This is a genomic window from Enterobacter sp. T1-1 (genome assembly GCF_000710795.1).
Classification (GTDB): domain Bacteria; phylum Pseudomonadota; class Gammaproteobacteria; order Enterobacterales; family Enterobacteriaceae; genus Enterobacter; species Enterobacter cloacae.
The window spans coordinates 1-16,984 of sequence record NZ_JALW01000037.1; the positions used below are offsets into that span (position 1 = coordinate 1).

The window sequence follows — 16,984 nt, forward strand, 5'->3', positions numbered from 1 at the left end:
GGGGGGGACCCCTCCGCCCTGTGGGAGAGGGTAACAGACCGCACTATTTATCCGACGACGCCTGCCACAGATTCAACTCTCCATCCGCAACATGCTTATCAATGCGTATCAGCTCCTCTTCGCTAAAGCGCAGGTTTTTCAGCGCCTGAACGTTCTCTTCCAGCTGTTCCGGGCGGCTCGCGCCAATCAGCACGGACGTTACGCGCTCATCTTTCAGCAGCCAGCTTAGCGCCATCTGCGCCATTGTCTGACCACGTGCCTGTGCCATCTCATTGAGCAAGCGCAGACTGTTCAGATTGGCTTCGGTCAGCATCTTCTGCGTCAGCCCGCGCACTTTATTCCCCTCGCGCTGCATCCGCGAACCTTCAGGAATACCGTTGAGGTATTTTCCGGTCAGCAACCCCTGCGCCAGCGGGGTAAACGCAATACAGCCGGTACCGTTTTGCTTTAGCGTCTCCAGCAGGCCGGTTTTATCCACCCAGCGGTTAAGCAGGTTGTACGACGGCTGATGGATGAGCAGTGGGATTTTCCATTCGCGAAGCAGGTCAGCCATTTTCTGCGTGCGCGCCGTTGAATAGGACGAAATTCCGACATACAGCGCTTTACCGCTCTGCACCGCATGGGCCAGCGCGGCAGCGGTCTCTTCCATCGGCGTGTTCTCATCCACGCGATGGGAATAGAAAATATCCACATATTCCAGACCCATACGCTTCAGGCTCTGGTCGAGGCTGGCGAGCAGATATTTGCGCGAGCCGCCCGAGCCATACGGTCCCGGCCACATGTCGTAACCCGCTTTGGTGGAGATAATCAGCTCGTCGCGACAGGCGGCAAAATCCTCCCGCAGCAGGCGACCAAAGTTCTCTTCCGCGCTCCCCGCAGGCGGGCCGTAGTTATTGGCAAGATCGAAATGGGTGATACCGAGGTCGAAGGCTTTACGCAGTAGCGCACGCTGGGTGTCGAGCGGCTGAACATGGCCGAAGCTATGCCACAGGCCGAGCGACAGCGCAGGCAGGCGCAGCCCGCTTTTGCCACAGTAGCGGTACTGCATATTTTCATAACGGCCGGGGTTAGGGTGCCAGGACATGATGTCTCCTTTCTTATCGATGAATTTTTGAAACAGCGTTTTCATTCTGTCCTTATCAAAACACAAATCCTGGGAAGAAGCGATGCCAGACCTCACTGACAGCACTTTCCCCAGGACCTGTTTGATGGCGTGCACCGTACTGCCCGGTAAACGCAGCGTACCGGGCATCAGACGACACTCAGAAGCTGTAGCTCATCCCCGCCTGCACGCTGGCATCGTTATCCACATCGCCCGTGCCGACGTATACACCTGTGTTAAGGGTAAAGTTGTGGGCGACGGTGGCATTAATACCCGCCCCAAACATACCCATGGCGTTGTTATGACCTGAGGTGTTGTGGTAATCCGCTACCTGAATGTCAGTATCATCGCTGAACTCTTTCTGGAAGCGCGCGTCAATCCACGGCATCACCTGCAAGTTCTTATTCAGATCCCGAAGCGTGGTCGTTAGCCGAACCCCGACACCCCCGTTCCATGACGAGACCTGGCTGTCGGCAAAGGCCACTTCACTGTCAGAGAAGCCGTTTGCTTTGGTCTGATCCCAGCCTAAGGTGGCGTAAGGTTGCAGCAGCGTTTCGCCAGGCAGCAGTACGTTCACCCCCGTGCGGGCCTGTGCAAGATACAGGCTACCATCGGTGGAGCCGTGCAGCGCTTCCGTCATACCGCTGGTGTTGCCCGTAACGTTATTGGCAGACAGGGAGTAACGCATATCGCCATAGCTGAAGCTGCCATCAGCGAACAGTCCCCAGTTTCTGCTGTCTAGCGCCTGCTGCCAGCCGCCGTAAATGCTGTAGTAATTGCCGTAAACGCTGTCTTTAAAGCCGTCGACACTGTCGCTGGTGTCCTGCGCGCGGCTGCGCGTCCACGCCAGTGCGATACCGCCGGTTACGCTATCGCCGTTGTTCAGATGAGCGGTCCAGTCCACGCCGCCCTGTGCCCCCTGGGTAATGCTCTTATAGTCGACGTCGTTGCTGAAATTGCCGTTCTGATAGAGAAAATCCCCCCAGACCTGTGCGCCATCCTGCTGTTCTCCCAACATATTTGCGAGATGCACCTGGTTCATATGGTTGCTGATGTCATCAGCAACCTGATGTCCGGCCTGTTCGGCGGCATCCAGTCCGGCGATCAGCCCCTGAACGTCGCTCGCGAGGTTTCCCTTCTGGCTGTTAAATTCAATATTCCAGCTCTGGCTATTATCTGCGGTAAGCTGAGTCTGAGGTGAGCCGTCGGCGGCAACAATATTCAGGCTATTGTTGTAGTTATACGCGCCGCTACGGTTCTCAACATTCTGCTGGCCGTTGGTAAAACTTGCGGCGGCATAATTTTCTGGTGCGCTGCTGCCTGAAGTGGTGAACGTACCAAGAATAACGTTATGTTGATTCAGTGCTGATGGGGTGATGCTATTCACAATCACTGCGTTATTGGCGCCGGTGATATTACCGAAATTAACATAGCTGTCGGTGCTCATGGTAACCAGTGCATTGCTGCCGGTGGTGGTGGCTATCAGGGTTGAACCATTTTGCAAACTCCAGCTGGTTGCATCGTTAATTTTATCAATGGCAATACTGTTATCGCTGGTGGTATTCACCGTTTCAAACTGGCTTATTTGTCCGGATATGGAACTGCCCGCATCCATTGAAAGAGTATCGCTACCGTCACCGCCGTTAACATTGCCATTTACATGTGAATCATTGGTCAGCACGATCGTATCATCACCCGCACCCGTTGTAATATCACCGTTGACGGTTGCATTATTCTGCAGCGTGATGGTGCTGCTGCCCTTATTCTGGCTGGTATTTATCCCGCCATTCACGGTGCTGTTATCCACCAGAACGGAATTTGCGGAATTACCATCGACGGTTACATTGCCATTTACAACGCTGTTATTTGTCAGTGAGATATGGGTGGTGCCGTTTTCGTTAATGGCTCCAATGTCTCCGGTGATCGTGCTGTTATTCAGCGCCAGCGAATCAGCCTTCGTTCCGTACATTGCAATGGCGACATCGCCAAAGGCATCCAGGTTGATGTCGCTGAAGGGCTTGTATTCGCTCAGTTTTACCGCCAGCGTGTCGATGTTCTGCGCGATTTCGCTCTGCGAGGCATCCACGGAAGCGTTAGTCAGCGTAATATTGGTATCAGATTTATCGCTACCCGCGTAGATACCGCCTCTATCCATCGTACTGTCGCTGATGGCAATATTTTGCGCACCGGCTCCCGCGCTGAGAATACTGCCGTGCAGTAAGCTGCCGTTCTCAACGATCACGTTGTGGTAGCCTTTATCCATCGGGTCGAGGTAAATGGCTGAACCCATCATATAGGCTTTCTTTCCCTCATAGCTTCCGGCGTCATTTTCGCCATTCAGCGTAGCGGCATCGATGGTAACCGTCGTATTGGTGGTTGCGCCAGTATTGCCCACTTCGATCATATCGACGGTGGCGCCGTTATTCAGCGTAATATTAGCCGTCCCCCCGTTGCTGCCCTGAATATAATGGCCGGACATGTCGGTGCCGGAAACGGTCAATGACTGGGTATCTCCTGATTCACGGCTTCCATCCATAAATATATTATTTGCGGTGGTGTCGGCCATAATGGCATTAGTCACGCCGGGATCCTGATAGAAACTATTATCTTTGTACTTCGATAAGCCGCAGGTCTGCGATGTCACGCCGGGCTGGCAGGGCGTGGCGGGCGTTACGGCAGCCTGGGCGCCAAATGACGTTAAAGCCACTAAAACACATTGCGAAAGCAACGTACGATTCATTAAGTTGCGCATTTTAAGTTCTCTGGATGAGTCGATAATTGTCCGGCTCTTTTTAAATGAATTTATTTAAAATAAGAACTTTCTTACGGGGTGGGGATGTAATGAAATCTAAAAATATATCCCGCGAAATAATTAACAGTTAAATAATTAAACCTGATTGATAAAATTTAATTAATTCATGTGGTAAATATTTTGGAATGATTTGCATACAAATTAAGGGGTTTCTTGACTGGATGTGCGGTACTTTGATCGCCCCATATCACCAGAATATTAACCCTTTCGGGTTATGAGGTTAATTAACTGTTTGTCTGTTTTACATATCGACAGCTGCTGAAATATTAAAACACGTATTGTGCAGGGAGATTTTCCCCGCAGCGATTATCGCTTTTCCAGCGCTCGGTAAGGCAGTAAATAATTTTATAAAATTATTCGCGAAAAAGTATAACTTCCCCGGTTCCTGCCGATAACGAGAGTAGTACTCGCCTCTGGGCGAACTCACCCTCACGGCAAGGAACACTTATGAACATGCTCCGTAATTTCACGATCCGTTTCGTCATGCTGACGATCCTGGGGATCTTTTGTTTAATGTGGGCAGGCGTTGGACTCTACAGCACCTGGTCCCTCTCTCGCGTTTCGGATGGCAATGAAGTCGATCGCCAGCTGGTGAAACAGATGACCATACTCAGCCAGGGCAACGATCAGTATTTCCGCTTCGTTACCCGACTGAGCCGCGCGATGGAAGTCAAAGCCGCCGGCGGTACGCCGGATCTGGCCTCCGCCCAGCAGGCGCTGGATAACATGGGCAAAAAACTGGCCGAGATGAAAGCGATCTCTCCGGGTCCGATGGATGAACAGGTCTCCTCCCGGGTGATCGGCACCTGGCAGGCGCTGCTCGAGCAGGGCGTTACGCCACAAATGCAGCAGGCGAAGCTGGGCGCGCTGGATGGTTATCGCCAGCAGGCTAATAACGTCACGCCACAGCTGAGCCGTGCGTTTGGTGCGGCCGCTGAGGAGTTCAATAACGCCGCTGCGAAGACCCTCGACAGTACCCGCGTAGTGGTGGATGGCCTGACCAGCATGACCCGCACGGTGATTATTGCCGCCACCGTGATTGGTCTGCTGATCCTGCTCTTTAGCGACCGTTACCTGGTGGCGATGCTGGTGAAACCGCTGGACCGAATTCGTCAGCAGTTCCGCCAGATTGCGCAGGGCGATCTCAGCCAGCCCATTGAACCGTTTGGTCGTAACTGTGTGGGACAGCTGGTGCCGTTGCTGAGTGCCATGCAGGACAGCCTGCGCGAGGCGGTCAGCACGATCCGTGCGGGCAGTGAAAATATCTGGCGCGGGGCGACCGAGATCTCCAGCGGTAACAACGATCTCTCCTCCCGTACCGAAGAGCAGGCTGCCGCGCTGGAAGAGACAGCAGCCAGCATGGAGCAACTCACTGCCACCGTGAAGCTGAACGCCGAAAGCGCACGTCAGGCAAGCCAGCTGGCGGATGTGGCATCGACCACGGCCAGCCGCGGTGGCTCGCTGGTGGAGGAGGTGGTGACCACCATGAGCGGTATTTCCGACAGCTCGAAGAAAATTGCTGAAATCACCACCGTGATTAACAGTATCGCCTTCCAGACCAATATCCTGGCGCTCAACGCAGCAGTGGAAGCGGCGCGAGCGGGTGAGCAAGGCCGTGGCTTTGCCGTGGTGGCAGGTGAGGTGCGTAATCTGGCCAGCCGCAGCGCCAACGCGGCGAAAGAGATTGAAGGGCTGATTGCCGATTCCGTCGCTCGCGTCGAGCAGGGGGCTCAACTGGTGAACGACACGGGGACCACCATGGAAGCGATTCTGCGCGATGTAACGGAAGTGACCACCATCATGAAGCAGATTGCGTCAGCCTCTGAGGAGCAAAGCAAAGGCATTTCCCAGGTCGGGGTTGCCATTACGCAGATGGACGGTGTAACCCAGCAAAATGCCTCGCTGGTGGAGCAGGTCTCCGCCGCGGCAGCGGCACTTGAGCGGCAGACCGAAGAGCTTCAGCGTTCGGTGCAGAAGTTCCGTCTCACGGCATAATGTTGCGGTTGGTTGCCTGACCAGAGAAAACAAGAAACCCAGCGTAAGCGCTGGGTTGAGGCTGCTGATATCGTGCGAGATGTGCCCCTCGCCCGGCGGCGCTACGCTTGCACGGGCCTACAACGAACAGTGCCAATTTATTGATATTGTTGTCGATTGTAGGCCGGGTCAGCGTAGCGCCACCCGGCAAAACAGGCGGTTCATTTTTTGATAGCGGGGTTTGTCATTAAACTCAACCTACCGGTTCGAAAGTCAGAACCACGGCGTTTATCAGTGCGTCGCTTCACCAATCAGCGCGCCTGAACCCGCACCGACAGCTGCACCTTTCAGCACGCTGTTGCCCGTCACGGCAGCGGCACCTGCACCAACAACAGCGCCTACGGCACCGCCTTTACGCGCGGCTTTACCTTTGTCACCGTTTTTGAACATCGCACCCGTGCCTGCACCCACGACCGCGCCGCCTACGGTGGATTTCAGATCTTTACCTGTGGCCGCCCCAATCGCCGCGCCTGCTACCGCACCGGCGGCGGTTTTATCCATCGCCATACCAGAGGTAGAAAAAAGAAGGATGCTGATCACCAGCGCTGTATTGATTGATTTCATAACAAATCCTTTGTGACTGCTGTCGGTTGAAACGTCGCTTCTCGCCGTCTGGCTGGAGAAAAACGTCCGCATAGTGCCAGTAATACCGGCCCAACCCTTAAGCTAATCATGCCCTGGGCAAGGATTTGCCTGGCCGGGCGGTTACCCGCCCGGCAGTGCATCACGCCTGACGCTTATCTTCGGTTTTGGTCTCGAAGTCGCTCGCCGCGTGGCGTTCGTGGAGTTGCTCGTTAAGCTCACCGTTGGTGCGGTTCACAATCCGTCCGCGCTTCACGGCAGGGCGGTTCGCTACGTCTTTTGCCCAGCGCTGGACGTTGGTGTACTTCTCTGCGTCCAGGAACTCGGCGGCGTTGTAGACGCTGCCCAGCGCCACGCAGCCAAACCACGGCCAGACCGCCATATCGGCGATGGTGTATTCTTCACCCGCCACGTAACGGCCGCGGGCGAGCTGTTTATCCAGCACGTCGAACAGGCGCTTGGCTTCCATCGTGAAGCGGTCAATCGCGTACTCGATCTTCACCGGCGCATAGTTGTAGAAATGGCCGAAACCGCCACCGAGGAACGGGGCCGCGCCCTGCAGCCAGAACAGCCAGTTCAGGGTTTCCGTGCGGCCAGCCGGATCTTTTGGCAGGAAATGCCCGAACTTCTCTGCCAGATAGAGCAGGATGTTTCCGGATTCAAATACGCGCGTTGGCGGGGTGGTGGAGTGGTCACGAAGCGCCGGTATTTTCGAGTTCGGGTTCACCTCAACAAAGCCACTGGAGAACTGATCGCCTTCACCGATGCGGATCAGCCACGCGTCGTACTCCGCGCCCGTTACGCCCAGCGCCAGCAGCTCTTCGAGCATGATCGTCACTTTCTGGCCGTTCGGCGTGCCCAGGGAGTAAAGCTGCAGCGGGTGCGAACCGACGGGCAGATCTTTCTCATGTGTGGCACCAGAAACAGGACGGTTGATGTTGGCGAACGCCCCGCCGCCGTTCTTTTTCCATTCCCACACTTTGGGTGGCTGATAGGTATTTTCGTCTGACATGTTGGCCTGCCTTTTTTGTGATGTGTTGAGGCAGTGTAGCAGGAGATGAATAGACCGTTTAACGAACTGAGCGCAAAGGTCAGGGGAGGTGTATGATAACCCCACCTCTGTCAGGTTAATTACAACGTGCAGACGACGACAACCCTTCCAAAAATTGCCGCCTGCCTGTTTTAGGTTGGATACATGCGTAAAGGAAAGTTAAGCAGTGATGCGCCATTCGGGACGTTGTTAGGCTATGCGCCCGGTGGCGTGGCGATTTACTCTTCAAATTACGGCAGTCTGGACCCGCGTAAGTACCCGCAAGACGCGGATTTCCGCAGCTATATTGGCAACGAATACATGGGCCACAAGTGGCAGTGTGTGGAGTTCGCCCGCCGTTTTCTGTTCCTCAACTATGGCTTTGTGTTTACCGATGTCGGGATGGCGTGGGAGATCTTCTCCCTGCGTTTTTTGCGCCAGGTGGTGAACGATAATATTCTGCCGTTACAGGCTTTTGCCAACGGCTCGAAACGCGCGCCGCAGGCCGGGGCGCTGCTCATCTGGCAAAAGGGCGGCGAGTTCCATGAAACCGGCCATGTCGCGGTAATCACCCAGCTTTTGGATGGCAAGGTCCGCATTGCCGAGCAGAATGTTATTCACTCCCCGCTTCCGCTCGGACAGCAGTGGACCCGCGAACTGCGCATGACCGTTGAGAACGGCTGTTACACGCTTCATGACACCTTCAGCGATACCGAAATCCTTGGCTGGATGATCCAGACGGACGACACGGAGCACAGCATTCCCCAGCCCGAACCTGACGGCGAACTGCTGAAAATCAGCGGTGCGCGGTTGAAGAATAAACGTCAATACGACGGAAAATGGCTCAACGAAAATGACGCCCTGCAGCAGGCCTACATCCGCGCCAACGGCCACGTTATTAATAACGATCCCTGCCACTATTTCACGATTACCGAAAGCGCCGAGCAGGAGCTGATTAAAGCGACCAATGAACTGCATCTGATGTATCTGCACGCCACCGACAAAGTGCTGAAAGATGACAACTTACTGGCGCTTTTCGACATCCCCAAAATCCTCTGGCCGCGCCTGCGTCTCTCCTGGCAGTGGCGTCGCCACCATATGATCACCGGTCGTATGGATTTCTGTATGGATGAGCGCGGCATTAAGGTTTACGAGTACAACGCTGATTCCGCCTCTTGCCACACCGAGGGCGGGTTAATTCTGGAAGAGTGGGTCAAAAACGGCTATCGCGGCAATGGGCACAACCCGGCAGAAGGTCTGCTGGAGGAGCTGACCGGCGCGTGGAAACACAGCCATGCGCGTCCGTTCGTGCACATCATGCAGGACAACGATGTCGAAGAAGACTACCACGCGCTCTTTATTCAGCGCTCGCTGCTGCAGGCCGGGTTTGACACCAAAATTCTGCACGGTCTGGGCGCGCTGAGCTGGGATGCTGCCGGGCAGTTAATCGACGACGAAGGTCGCCACGTCAACTGCGTGTGGAAAACCTGGGCGTGGGAGACGGCAATCGAGCAGATTCGGGAGGTCAGCGAAACCGAATACGCTGCCGTGCCGATCCGCACCGGCCACCCGGCAGGCGAGGTGCGGCTGATTGACGTCCTGCTGCGCCCGGAAGTGCTGGTGTTTGAACCGCTGTGGACGGTGATCCCTGGCAATAAGGCGATCCTGCCGGTGCTGTGGCAGCTGTTCCCTAACCACCGCTACCTGCTCGATACCGATTTTGAGGTTAACGCGCTGCTGAAGCAGACCGGTTATGCCGTCAAACCCATTGCCGGCCGTTGCGGCAGCAATATCGATCTGATCAGCGCCCAGGATGAACTGCTGGATAAATCCAGCGGCAAGTTTGTCGATCGCAAGAATATCTACCAACAGCTGTGGTGTTTGCCGAAGGTGGACGGCAAATATATTCAGGTCTGTACCTTTACCGTGGGCGGGAATTACGGCGGAACCTGTCTGCGTGGGGATGAAACGCTGGTGGTGAAAAAAGAGAGCGATATTGAACCGCTGATTGTGGTGAAGGATAAGTAACCGTGCAGAATCAGCATCCGCAGGGATAACCTGCGGATGCCTGAGGTTTATTCCTCGTCCTGCTGACTGATTTTCAAATCAATGATGCGACCGATCTGGTCATGATAGACCGTCAGTAAATTGTACTGGCTCATCTCAGAGATGATTTGCGGCGTCACGTTAAAGCTGCGGGCCAGCTCGTCGTGCTTAAGCGTTGCAGGGCGGCGATGTCGTCTTGCATGCGCGCGGCGGCGATTATATTGATACCACAGGATCAGCAGCCAGCCGTTTAGCGCGGCGATCAGTAAATAGATCAGCACCGTCTTAAAGGAGGCAATAATCACGCCCCAGCGGTAGTCGCTCTCGTTGGTTATCTGCATCCACAGGTTGGCATAGAGGAAAAAGAGAAATCCTCCCCAGGCCAGCAGGGTTAACGCTGCATCAAACAGCCGTGGCACCAGCCGATGTTCAGTCAGGATTAACGTGTTTTCGTTCATTGAATACTCCCTTTTCCTCTGTCCGGACTGATCCAGCGCGCGCGTGAGCGCTGGCGTTTAAGCATGACCTTTGGGAAGGCGACGAGGGTGGTGAACAGGCCGATCATCCAGTACACCATCGGAAACCAGATGATCCAGAAAAGCGAACTCGCCACGTTACGTTCATAGCGTCGCTCGATATACAAACTGACGAGGAACTGCAGCAGGCACATCACCCCCAGCAGGAGCCCGGTGAATTCCGGCGGGAACAGGCTCGTGACGGTCAGGTTTGCCGGGAGCGGCGTGAGGGAGCTGATGATAAATAACAGCACCGTCACCGCATACGCAAACGCCCACAGCGTTGACAGGGCGTACTCTAAAAACAGCGGCCACATGCGATGATGCTCCCAGCGCACGATCTTGCGAAGATTGACCAGAAACACCTCCGCGCCGCCCTGAGCCCATCGCAGGCGCTGTTTCCACAGCCCTTTTAGCGTCTCCGGCATCAGGATCCAGCACAGCGCGCGCGGCTCGAAAAAAATATCCCAGTGGCGAAGCTGAAGCTTCCAGCTGATGTCGATATCTTCGGTGATCATATCCGGGCTCCAGTATCCTACGTCCGCCAGCGCCTGACGGCGAAAGGCCGCGATGACGCCAGAGACGGTAAAGACCCGGCCATAGATCCGCTGCGTGCGTTTGATGAGCCCTATGATGGAGGAGAATTCGCCCACCTGAATGCGGCCAATTAACGTGGAGCGCGTGCGAATACGCGGGTTCCCGGTCACGGCGCCCACGTGGGGGTAGTGGATCAGCGGGGCAACCAGATAAGCGGCGGTATCGCGATCGAGCAGGGCATCGCCATCAATACAGACCAGAAGGTCTCCCCGGGCCGCCGCTGCGCCCGCTTTCAGCGCCACGGCTTTCCCCTGATTCTCCGCCAGATGAATGACGCGCAGTCGCGGCTGCTCCTGCGCCAGCTGTTGCAGCACCTGCGCGGTGTTATCGGAAGAACCATCGTTGATGGCGATGACCTCGATATTCGGGTAACGCTGGGCCAGCGCGGCACCGATCGTCTCCCGGGCGTTGCGTTCCTCATTGAAACAGGGAATGAGGATCGAAATTAACGGATCGCCCTCTAACGTCGGGGCGGGCGTTTTTCTGTTCCATGACCAGTGTCGTTCCAGCTGAAACCAGAAATAGAGCCCCCCGGTGATCCAGAATACGGACATGAACAGGGGCCAGAAGAAGACAAAATCCAGAATCAGTTCGCCGGTAAAGAGGGCGGCCACGCCTAATGGCAACCCAAATACCAGGCATAAAATTGAGAAGGCGATAAGGCGATCAGTCATTGTCAGGATACCAGTACGAAGAGAATTCAGGCCTGATACGGGAAAGATCAGGTTGGTTATGGATGAAATCGTCGGGGTAGTAACCGTAATGTTTGCTGCCGTTAAGCTGGAGCACGCGCATCCACTCCGCCAGGCGACTATCGGGTACGGCGCGTTGCGGTGTCTGCGCCCAGTCACGGGCCTGCAGCTCAAAAATGGTTTTATTCAGCGCGCCGGGGCGAGTGGCAACGGTCTTAACCAGGCGCGTTAGCCAGGCGTTGCTCTCGTCTGCCGGGACGGACTCCATCAGCGGCATGGCCATCGGCACCGTCCAGTCATACTCCGCCAGGAAGTCATCAAGATTCTGCGCAAACCACGCCTCGCTCGCCGGGTCGAGGATCGGCAGGGCGAACATATTGCGCGCGGTTTTTATCTGCGGACCGCGGATATGCTTCACCGCCAGGCTCAGGGCGTGGGTAAACCCGATTAGCGTCTGGCTTTTCTGGCGCGTTGTCTGCTGCCCGGCATCATCCTGATCCGTCAGCACCGCATCGTCATGGAACAAGATCCCATTGAAGCTGGCATAGCGGGCCAGATCTTCATAGATTTCGGTCACCTGCTGTCGAACCTGCGGATCCCACGGCGAAAGCCGGGTATAAGGCTCGGTGGCGGCGCGTACCTGGCCCGTTTGCCGATCCCGACGCTGCACGCGCGGCAGTGCAGGGGAGAGATCGAACGAGAGAACCGGCATCCACGCGTAGACTTTTACGCCCGCGCGGGTTTGCAGTTGCCAGGCGACAAAGTTAAAGAGATCGGCACGCACGGGCAGCCGACGGTTGGGGAAGTAGAGCGCGTTAATCGTGCCGTTGCCGAGGGGATCGGAAAATGCCTGCAGGAAAACATGGCTGATTTTCATGTCGTAGACCCGCTGGATCAGCGTATTGATGTTTTTGGTCTGCTGAGCCGGATCGGGGTCATAAACGTAATCCAGATCGACATGCATCACGCGCACAGGGTCGGTCTCCTGAATCTGCGCGATGCTGCTGGCAAAGGCTTTAAGCGAGGGATTCCCGGAGATTAACAGGCGCGGGATGTTGTCCAGGTGACGCACATCTGCCAGCCCGTCCTCAAGGGTAAAGGCCAGCTGATAACCCTGCTGTCTGGCAATGGCGAGCGACGTGCCGTTGGCAGCACCGTAGGGCCACACCCAGGCACGCGGCGCTTTGCCCGTCACCTGGGCGATTTTTTCGGTGACTTTCCGCACGTCATCGCCGATGCGCTGGCTGAACTGCTGGTCAGTTTCGTAACGCCCTGTCGCGTTATCGTAAAAGCGGCTGGCAATAGCCGGTTCGCGGCTTCCCTGTGGATTGGCCGGTATACCGTAATGCGAAGCCCAGGTATGCGAGCCGATCTCAATCAGCGGGGACTGGCTTAACTCGCGCACCATGTCCCACGTCGCGAAACGGTCCCGGGGTGTCATCAAACCGCCAAAATTCACGTTTTGATGTGCTGGCGTATCCACCCAACTGCCTACCGGGGCCCACAGCGCCGGCACATTCCAGGCCTGGATCAACGGCCAGACGCGGGTATAAAAACTGCTGTAGCCGTCATCAAAACTGAGCAGAAAGGCCTTTGGCGGCAGCGTTTTTTTACCGTCGTGGGCATCCAGAATATCCTGCACGCTGATGGCGTTATACCCGTTATGCACAAGCCAGCTTATCTGCTCGTTTAAGGCGCTGGTCCGCACGGAGAGATAGCGCTGATCGGCGGCGTCATCTTCCACATCGTGATAGGCCAGCACGAGAAAGTGATTCTTCGGCCAGGGTTTACTGGCTTCCGGCTGAGGTCTCTCGTTGGGCGAAATAAACGAAATGGCCTGGGCGCAGACGCTTGCGCTGAGGCATAACCAGCCGATGATGAGCAGGCCCACAGGAAAACGAATGGTCAACATATTCATCCTTAAAACCGTAAAGTCGCATCGAAAGTGACGGTGAGATTGCTTTCTCGTTTGCCGTCGTAAGGGCGCTTATCCCAGTTCAACATCACGCCGGTATCCACGACGTTGTTCCATTGAACGCGTTGCCCGTAGCCGAGCAGGGTGATGGCGCCAGCAGACTGATTTTTCTGCCAGTATCCTCCGGCTCCGGCGACCAGTTGCTGGCTCCAGAGGGTGTCGTAATAGCGGTACAGCTGATGATCGACGGACAACGCAGCCGTCGCGGACAGATCCCGCTCGGGGTTGTAATAGAGCGTATCCCGCTGGCTATTCGCGCTGGCGGAGATGCCTGGTTCAAGATCCAGCGTCAGGGTCGGCGTTTGCCAGAGCTGCTCCTTGCCGGTGAGGGTGTACTCCTGTCGGCGGTTATGGTCGGAAAAATGGCTGATGGCGGCGCTGAGCTGGTACTCACGACGTTCGTTCTGATACCAGCGCACCCAGCCTTCTGCGCGGTCTGCACTGATCCCATTGCGTAACGCCCGCAACGGCGTGGTGCGTGACAGCCGTTCAAGGCTGCCGCCAGATTGCCAGCGATCGTTCAGGCTGTACTGACCGGAGAGGCGAGCGCCAGGCGTGTGGGTGCCGTGATAACGGTTGCCGGAGAGCTCCGCTTCAAGCCAGATATCCCGTGACCGCCATTCGACGCCGCCGACCAGATGGCGGCTGGTGCCTTTGCCTTCGTCAAAATTGCCTTCGGTAAAGCGGGTGCCGCCAAACAGTCGCCAGTTATCAGCGACTGGTGGGCCATAGAGCGTGGCGTCCCAGTTCAGATCGTGTGTCCCGCTGACCGGGTTGTCGGAGTGCAATCCCTTGCCTGCGTTCAGACGCAGTTCAGACATATGATGCACATTTCTGAGCCTGTCCAGGCGCTGGACGCTGCGGTCACGTGGCGCACGGGCGAGCACGTCGTCGGTCAGAAGTTCCATTTGTCGCCACTCCTGCAGATCCATCGCGACGTAAGCCTGCTGCTGCTCCAGCTCTGTATTTGACGGCTCCAGTACCTCCGCCATTTTGAGCTTTTGCTCTGCGGCCCGTGGCAGGCCGCGGGCCTGAAGCAGGGCGGCATAATCAATCTGTAGCCCCTGGTTGCCGGGTGCCGTGGCAGCCAGACGGTGCGCCACGGCTTCTGCTTGCGGCAGGGCATGGGTTGCCAGCAAATACTGAAACGTGAGCGACTGGCCGATAAGCCATTGATCGTTGGGCTGGGCGGTTGGCGAGCCGTAATCGTAGCGAGCCCAGGGAACGTTGCGGGTCATCTGCGCAAGATAGTGACGGGCGGCCTGATACTGTCCGGTGTCCAGATATGCATAGAAAAGCTGATGTTCTTCATCCTGTGGGTTACGCGCATAGTCAGGATACTTTTGCAGGAGTGCCAGGGCTGCATCGGCGTTTTGCTCCTGCAGATACGCAGAGATCACCCAGCCGATTGCCCAGCCCGGCACCGGATGGTGAGCTGACGTCAGCGCGCGATATTCAGCGATCGCCTGCGGGTAATCACCATGCGCATACAGCGCACCAAGGCGGTCGACGCGGGCGCGAATGATATCTTCTGCCGCCTGCGGTTCGTGTTGCCAGCGGGCAAGCAGGGCGTCATAGCGATTCAGTGCGGCTTGCGCGAGACGCAGGCGCTCTTTTTCCGTCCGGCCAGGCGCATCGGCAAGGCGTACCTGTTCGGCGGCGGCGTTAAGTTCAAGCTGGCGCCGTTGTGCGGGCGGCAGAGAAATCCCCTGTGACAGCCGCAGGGCAGGCGTACTGACCCGGTTATCGTTCAGGGCGTCGACGAGCGCGCTGAGCAGTACGTGATTCTCGGGGGCGCTCTTCAGGGCGCGGGTGTCCGCTAATAGACGATCCCAGCTTTTTCCCTGGCGTAAGTACACATAGGCGAGCGTCTCAAGGTTTATCTGGCTGGGGTGCGCTGTTACCCGTTTTTGCGCTTCCTGCAGGGCCAGCCGATCCATGCGGGCATCGGCAAGGGTTTTGATATACCCGATACGGTAGTCGTCGTTCTCCGGTGCAAGGCTACAGGCCTGCTTCCAGAGCGCGAGCGCAGGTTGCCACTGCTTTTGATTTCTCCTGGATTGCGCGGCTGCGGCCACTCCCCGGGCGGGCAGTGGCATATAAACGTGATAACGCAACCACACCTCAATAACCTCATCATCGCGTCCCGCCCAGGAGGCAACCTGCAGCCAGTCTGCCACTTGTTCTGGCGTCAGGGCATGCTGTTGTTGATAACGCTGCAGGTAATGGAGAAACGAAGTGTAATTACCATTGCGCGCCTGCTGAATCTGTTGTTCATATACGGATTCGGCAGCCTGAACCAGAATGGGAAACAGTAATAGCAGACACAATAATTTTGGAACGCGGTAAAAGAATAAAGTATTGAAGCGAAGTGATCTTTCCATATCTATTTGCCATTTGTTTATCATAAATCCATTGCGCAACACGGCCGCCTTTATACGTAGCGTTAAAGGCCATAAATGAGAGCGTAAAATGTGAATGCAGTTACGTTATGAGGTACTTACTTAAAGGTAATTATGGATCCTTATCGTTATGGACCGGTGAAAGGTAATGTACACCTGATATGTTGACGGATAAATATGTTGAAAAGCCGGGTTGTTGTTTTGAGATAATTCTGTATCCGGGTGATTTTTATGATTATTTTTAACGGAGTCTATATTTGTAATGCGTTGATATATAATGTATTTATTTTTATTGTGACGTTTTTGTTTATATTTTTAATGCGGCTTTGGTGCATAAATTAAAGTACTTTCTGGTGCATGTTTGGGAAGTTTCGTGACAAAAATTCTTAATATCTTGAGAGGTGACTTTTCTGCGATTGTTTTTTACTTATAATTAATAGCAGACATTGAGTGATAGTCTATGGGAAGTCTTACAAATCAATGTGCGTGTCGAGGGATGATCAAAGCCAGAATACATTTATCGTTCATGTAAAAGCGCTATAAAACGAAGGCGTCTTCTTTCTGAAGGGTCGTTCTTGCTTTAATCTAAAAGGGATGGTTAGTGGCAACTTCAATAGTGTTAGTGACACAGGATCGCTACCTCGTCAGAGGAATGAGGATATTTTTTCCGGATATTATCCTGCTGGACTCGATTGACAGAAAGATATTTGATAACAGTGCAGATGAATATTCTGTGCTGATTGACAGCCGTTCACCGCTCCGTCTGTATGATTATCTGATACGCCATCCGGCCAGAACGAGAAAAACAATCGGCTGCGTCATGCTCGATATGCGGCACCGGGAGGAGAATCAGCTCAGCATGAGGATGTTTATGAATACTGCGCTTCCGGTGGCTGACATGGCGTCGTTGTTTAATCTGGTGCTGAATATGAAAGGCAGGCGCCTGACGACCAAATGGCTGCTTAACTTACGGTTGAGTACCCATGAAGCGATTATGCTGCGGTTGCTCAGGGCGGGCATGTCGATGGAAGAGGTGGCGGAGGAACTGGACACCTCGATTAAAAGCCTCTACCGGACGCGAACGGCGCTCTCTGAACGACTGGGGGCGGAGAATTTTAACGAGGCGTGTTTGTTTATCTTTAAAAACAAACTGCTGGATGGAGATGGGAACGATCCCTGATTGGGTCATAAACCAAA

11 protein-coding genes are annotated in these 16,984 nt (G+C 55.2%); 3 read left to right on the forward strand and 8 right to left on the reverse strand.

Features of this window, described 5'->3' with window-relative positions; all coding sequences use genetic code 11:
* Nucleotides 1–43 precede the first annotated feature (43 nt).
* Nucleotides 44–1,084, reverse strand: a complete 1,041-nt coding sequence (locus AK59_RS0112965; protein ID WP_023622102.1) for an aldo/keto reductase — start codon at nucleotides 1,082–1,084, stop codon at nucleotides 44–46.
* A 178-nt stretch (nucleotides 1,085–1,262) separates the two neighbouring features.
* Nucleotides 1,263–3,809 (reverse strand): autotransporter outer membrane beta-barrel domain-containing protein, encoded by a 2,547-nt coding sequence (locus AK59_RS0112970; RefSeq protein ID WP_231501497.1) that lies wholly within the window; start codon nucleotides 3,807–3,809, stop codon nucleotides 1,263–1,265.
* A gap of 552 nt (nucleotides 3,810–4,361) precedes the next feature.
* Between AK59_RS0112970 and AK59_RS0112975 the strand changes: the two genes are divergently transcribed.
* Nucleotides 4,362–5,909 (forward strand): methyl-accepting chemotaxis protein, encoded by a 1,548-nt coding sequence (locus AK59_RS0112975; protein ID WP_029882958.1) that lies wholly within the window; start codon nucleotides 4,362–4,364, stop codon nucleotides 5,907–5,909.
* A 270-nt stretch (nucleotides 5,910–6,179) separates the two neighbouring features.
* On the opposite strand, the gene AK59_RS0112980 is transcribed toward AK59_RS0112975, so the two are convergent.
* Nucleotides 6,180–6,512, reverse strand: coding sequence for a glycine zipper domain-containing protein (locus AK59_RS0112980; RefSeq protein WP_013098702.1), 333 nt, complete (start codon nucleotides 6,510–6,512; stop codon nucleotides 6,180–6,182).
* A 160-nt stretch (nucleotides 6,513–6,672) separates the two neighbouring features.
* The gene (yghU, locus tag AK59_RS0112985) at nucleotides 6,673–7,542 is read right to left on the reverse strand and encodes a glutathione-dependent disulfide-bond oxidoreductase (protein ID WP_013098701.1); all 870 of its coding nucleotides are present in this window, start codon (nucleotides 7,540–7,542) and stop codon (nucleotides 6,673–6,675) included.
* A gap of 183 nt (nucleotides 7,543–7,725) precedes the next feature.
* Here yghU and gss point away from each other — a divergent pair, with 183 nt between their 5' ends.
* Entirely contained in the window at nucleotides 7,726–9,588 is a 1,863-nt protein-coding gene (gene gss / locus AK59_RS0112990) for a bifunctional glutathionylspermidine amidase/synthase (RefSeq protein ID WP_029882959.1), read from the forward strand.
* 47 nt (nucleotides 9,589–9,635) lie between these two features.
* Here the strand turns inward: gss and pgaD are convergent, their stop codons facing one another.
* The 4 genes from pgaD to pgaA are packed head-to-tail and all read right to left on the reverse strand — an operon-like array spanning nucleotide 9,636 to nucleotide 15,769.
* Complete coding sequence (gene pgaD, locus AK59_RS0112995; protein WP_013098699.1) at nucleotides 9,636–10,064, reverse strand: poly-beta-1,6-N-acetyl-D-glucosamine biosynthesis protein PgaD; 429 nt, start codon at nucleotides 10,062–10,064, stop codon at nucleotides 9,636–9,638.
* The gene (pgaC, locus tag AK59_RS0113000) at nucleotides 10,061–11,392 is read right to left on the reverse strand and encodes a poly-beta-1,6-N-acetyl-D-glucosamine synthase (protein WP_029882960.1); all 1,332 of its coding nucleotides are present in this window, start codon (nucleotides 11,390–11,392) and stop codon (nucleotides 10,061–10,063) included. The genes pgaD and pgaC overlap by 4 nt, the downstream gene beginning before the upstream one ends.
* Nucleotides 11,385–13,322 carry a poly-beta-1,6-N-acetyl-D-glucosamine N-deacetylase PgaB gene (gene pgaB / locus AK59_RS0113005; protein ID WP_029882961.1) on the reverse strand — a complete coding sequence of 646 codons (1,938 nt, stop codon included), beginning with the start codon at nucleotides 13,320–13,322 and terminating at the stop codon, nucleotides 11,385–11,387. Before pgaB ends, pgaC begins: the two co-directional genes overlap by 8 nt.
* 8 nt (nucleotides 13,323–13,330) lie before the next feature.
* Nucleotides 13,331–15,769, reverse strand: coding sequence for a poly-beta-1,6 N-acetyl-D-glucosamine export porin PgaA (gene pgaA, locus AK59_RS0113010; protein WP_032618567.1), 2,439 nt, complete (start codon nucleotides 15,767–15,769; stop codon nucleotides 13,331–13,333).
* A gap of 670 nt (nucleotides 15,770–16,439) precedes the next feature.
* Here pgaA and AK59_RS0113015 point away from each other — a divergent pair.
* Nucleotides 16,440–16,967: a LuxR C-terminal-related transcriptional regulator gene (locus tag AK59_RS0113015; protein ID WP_050491987.1), complete on the forward strand. Its 528-nt coding sequence runs from the start codon at nucleotides 16,440–16,442 to the stop codon at nucleotides 16,965–16,967.
* Nucleotides 16,968–16,984 lie beyond the last annotated feature (17 nt).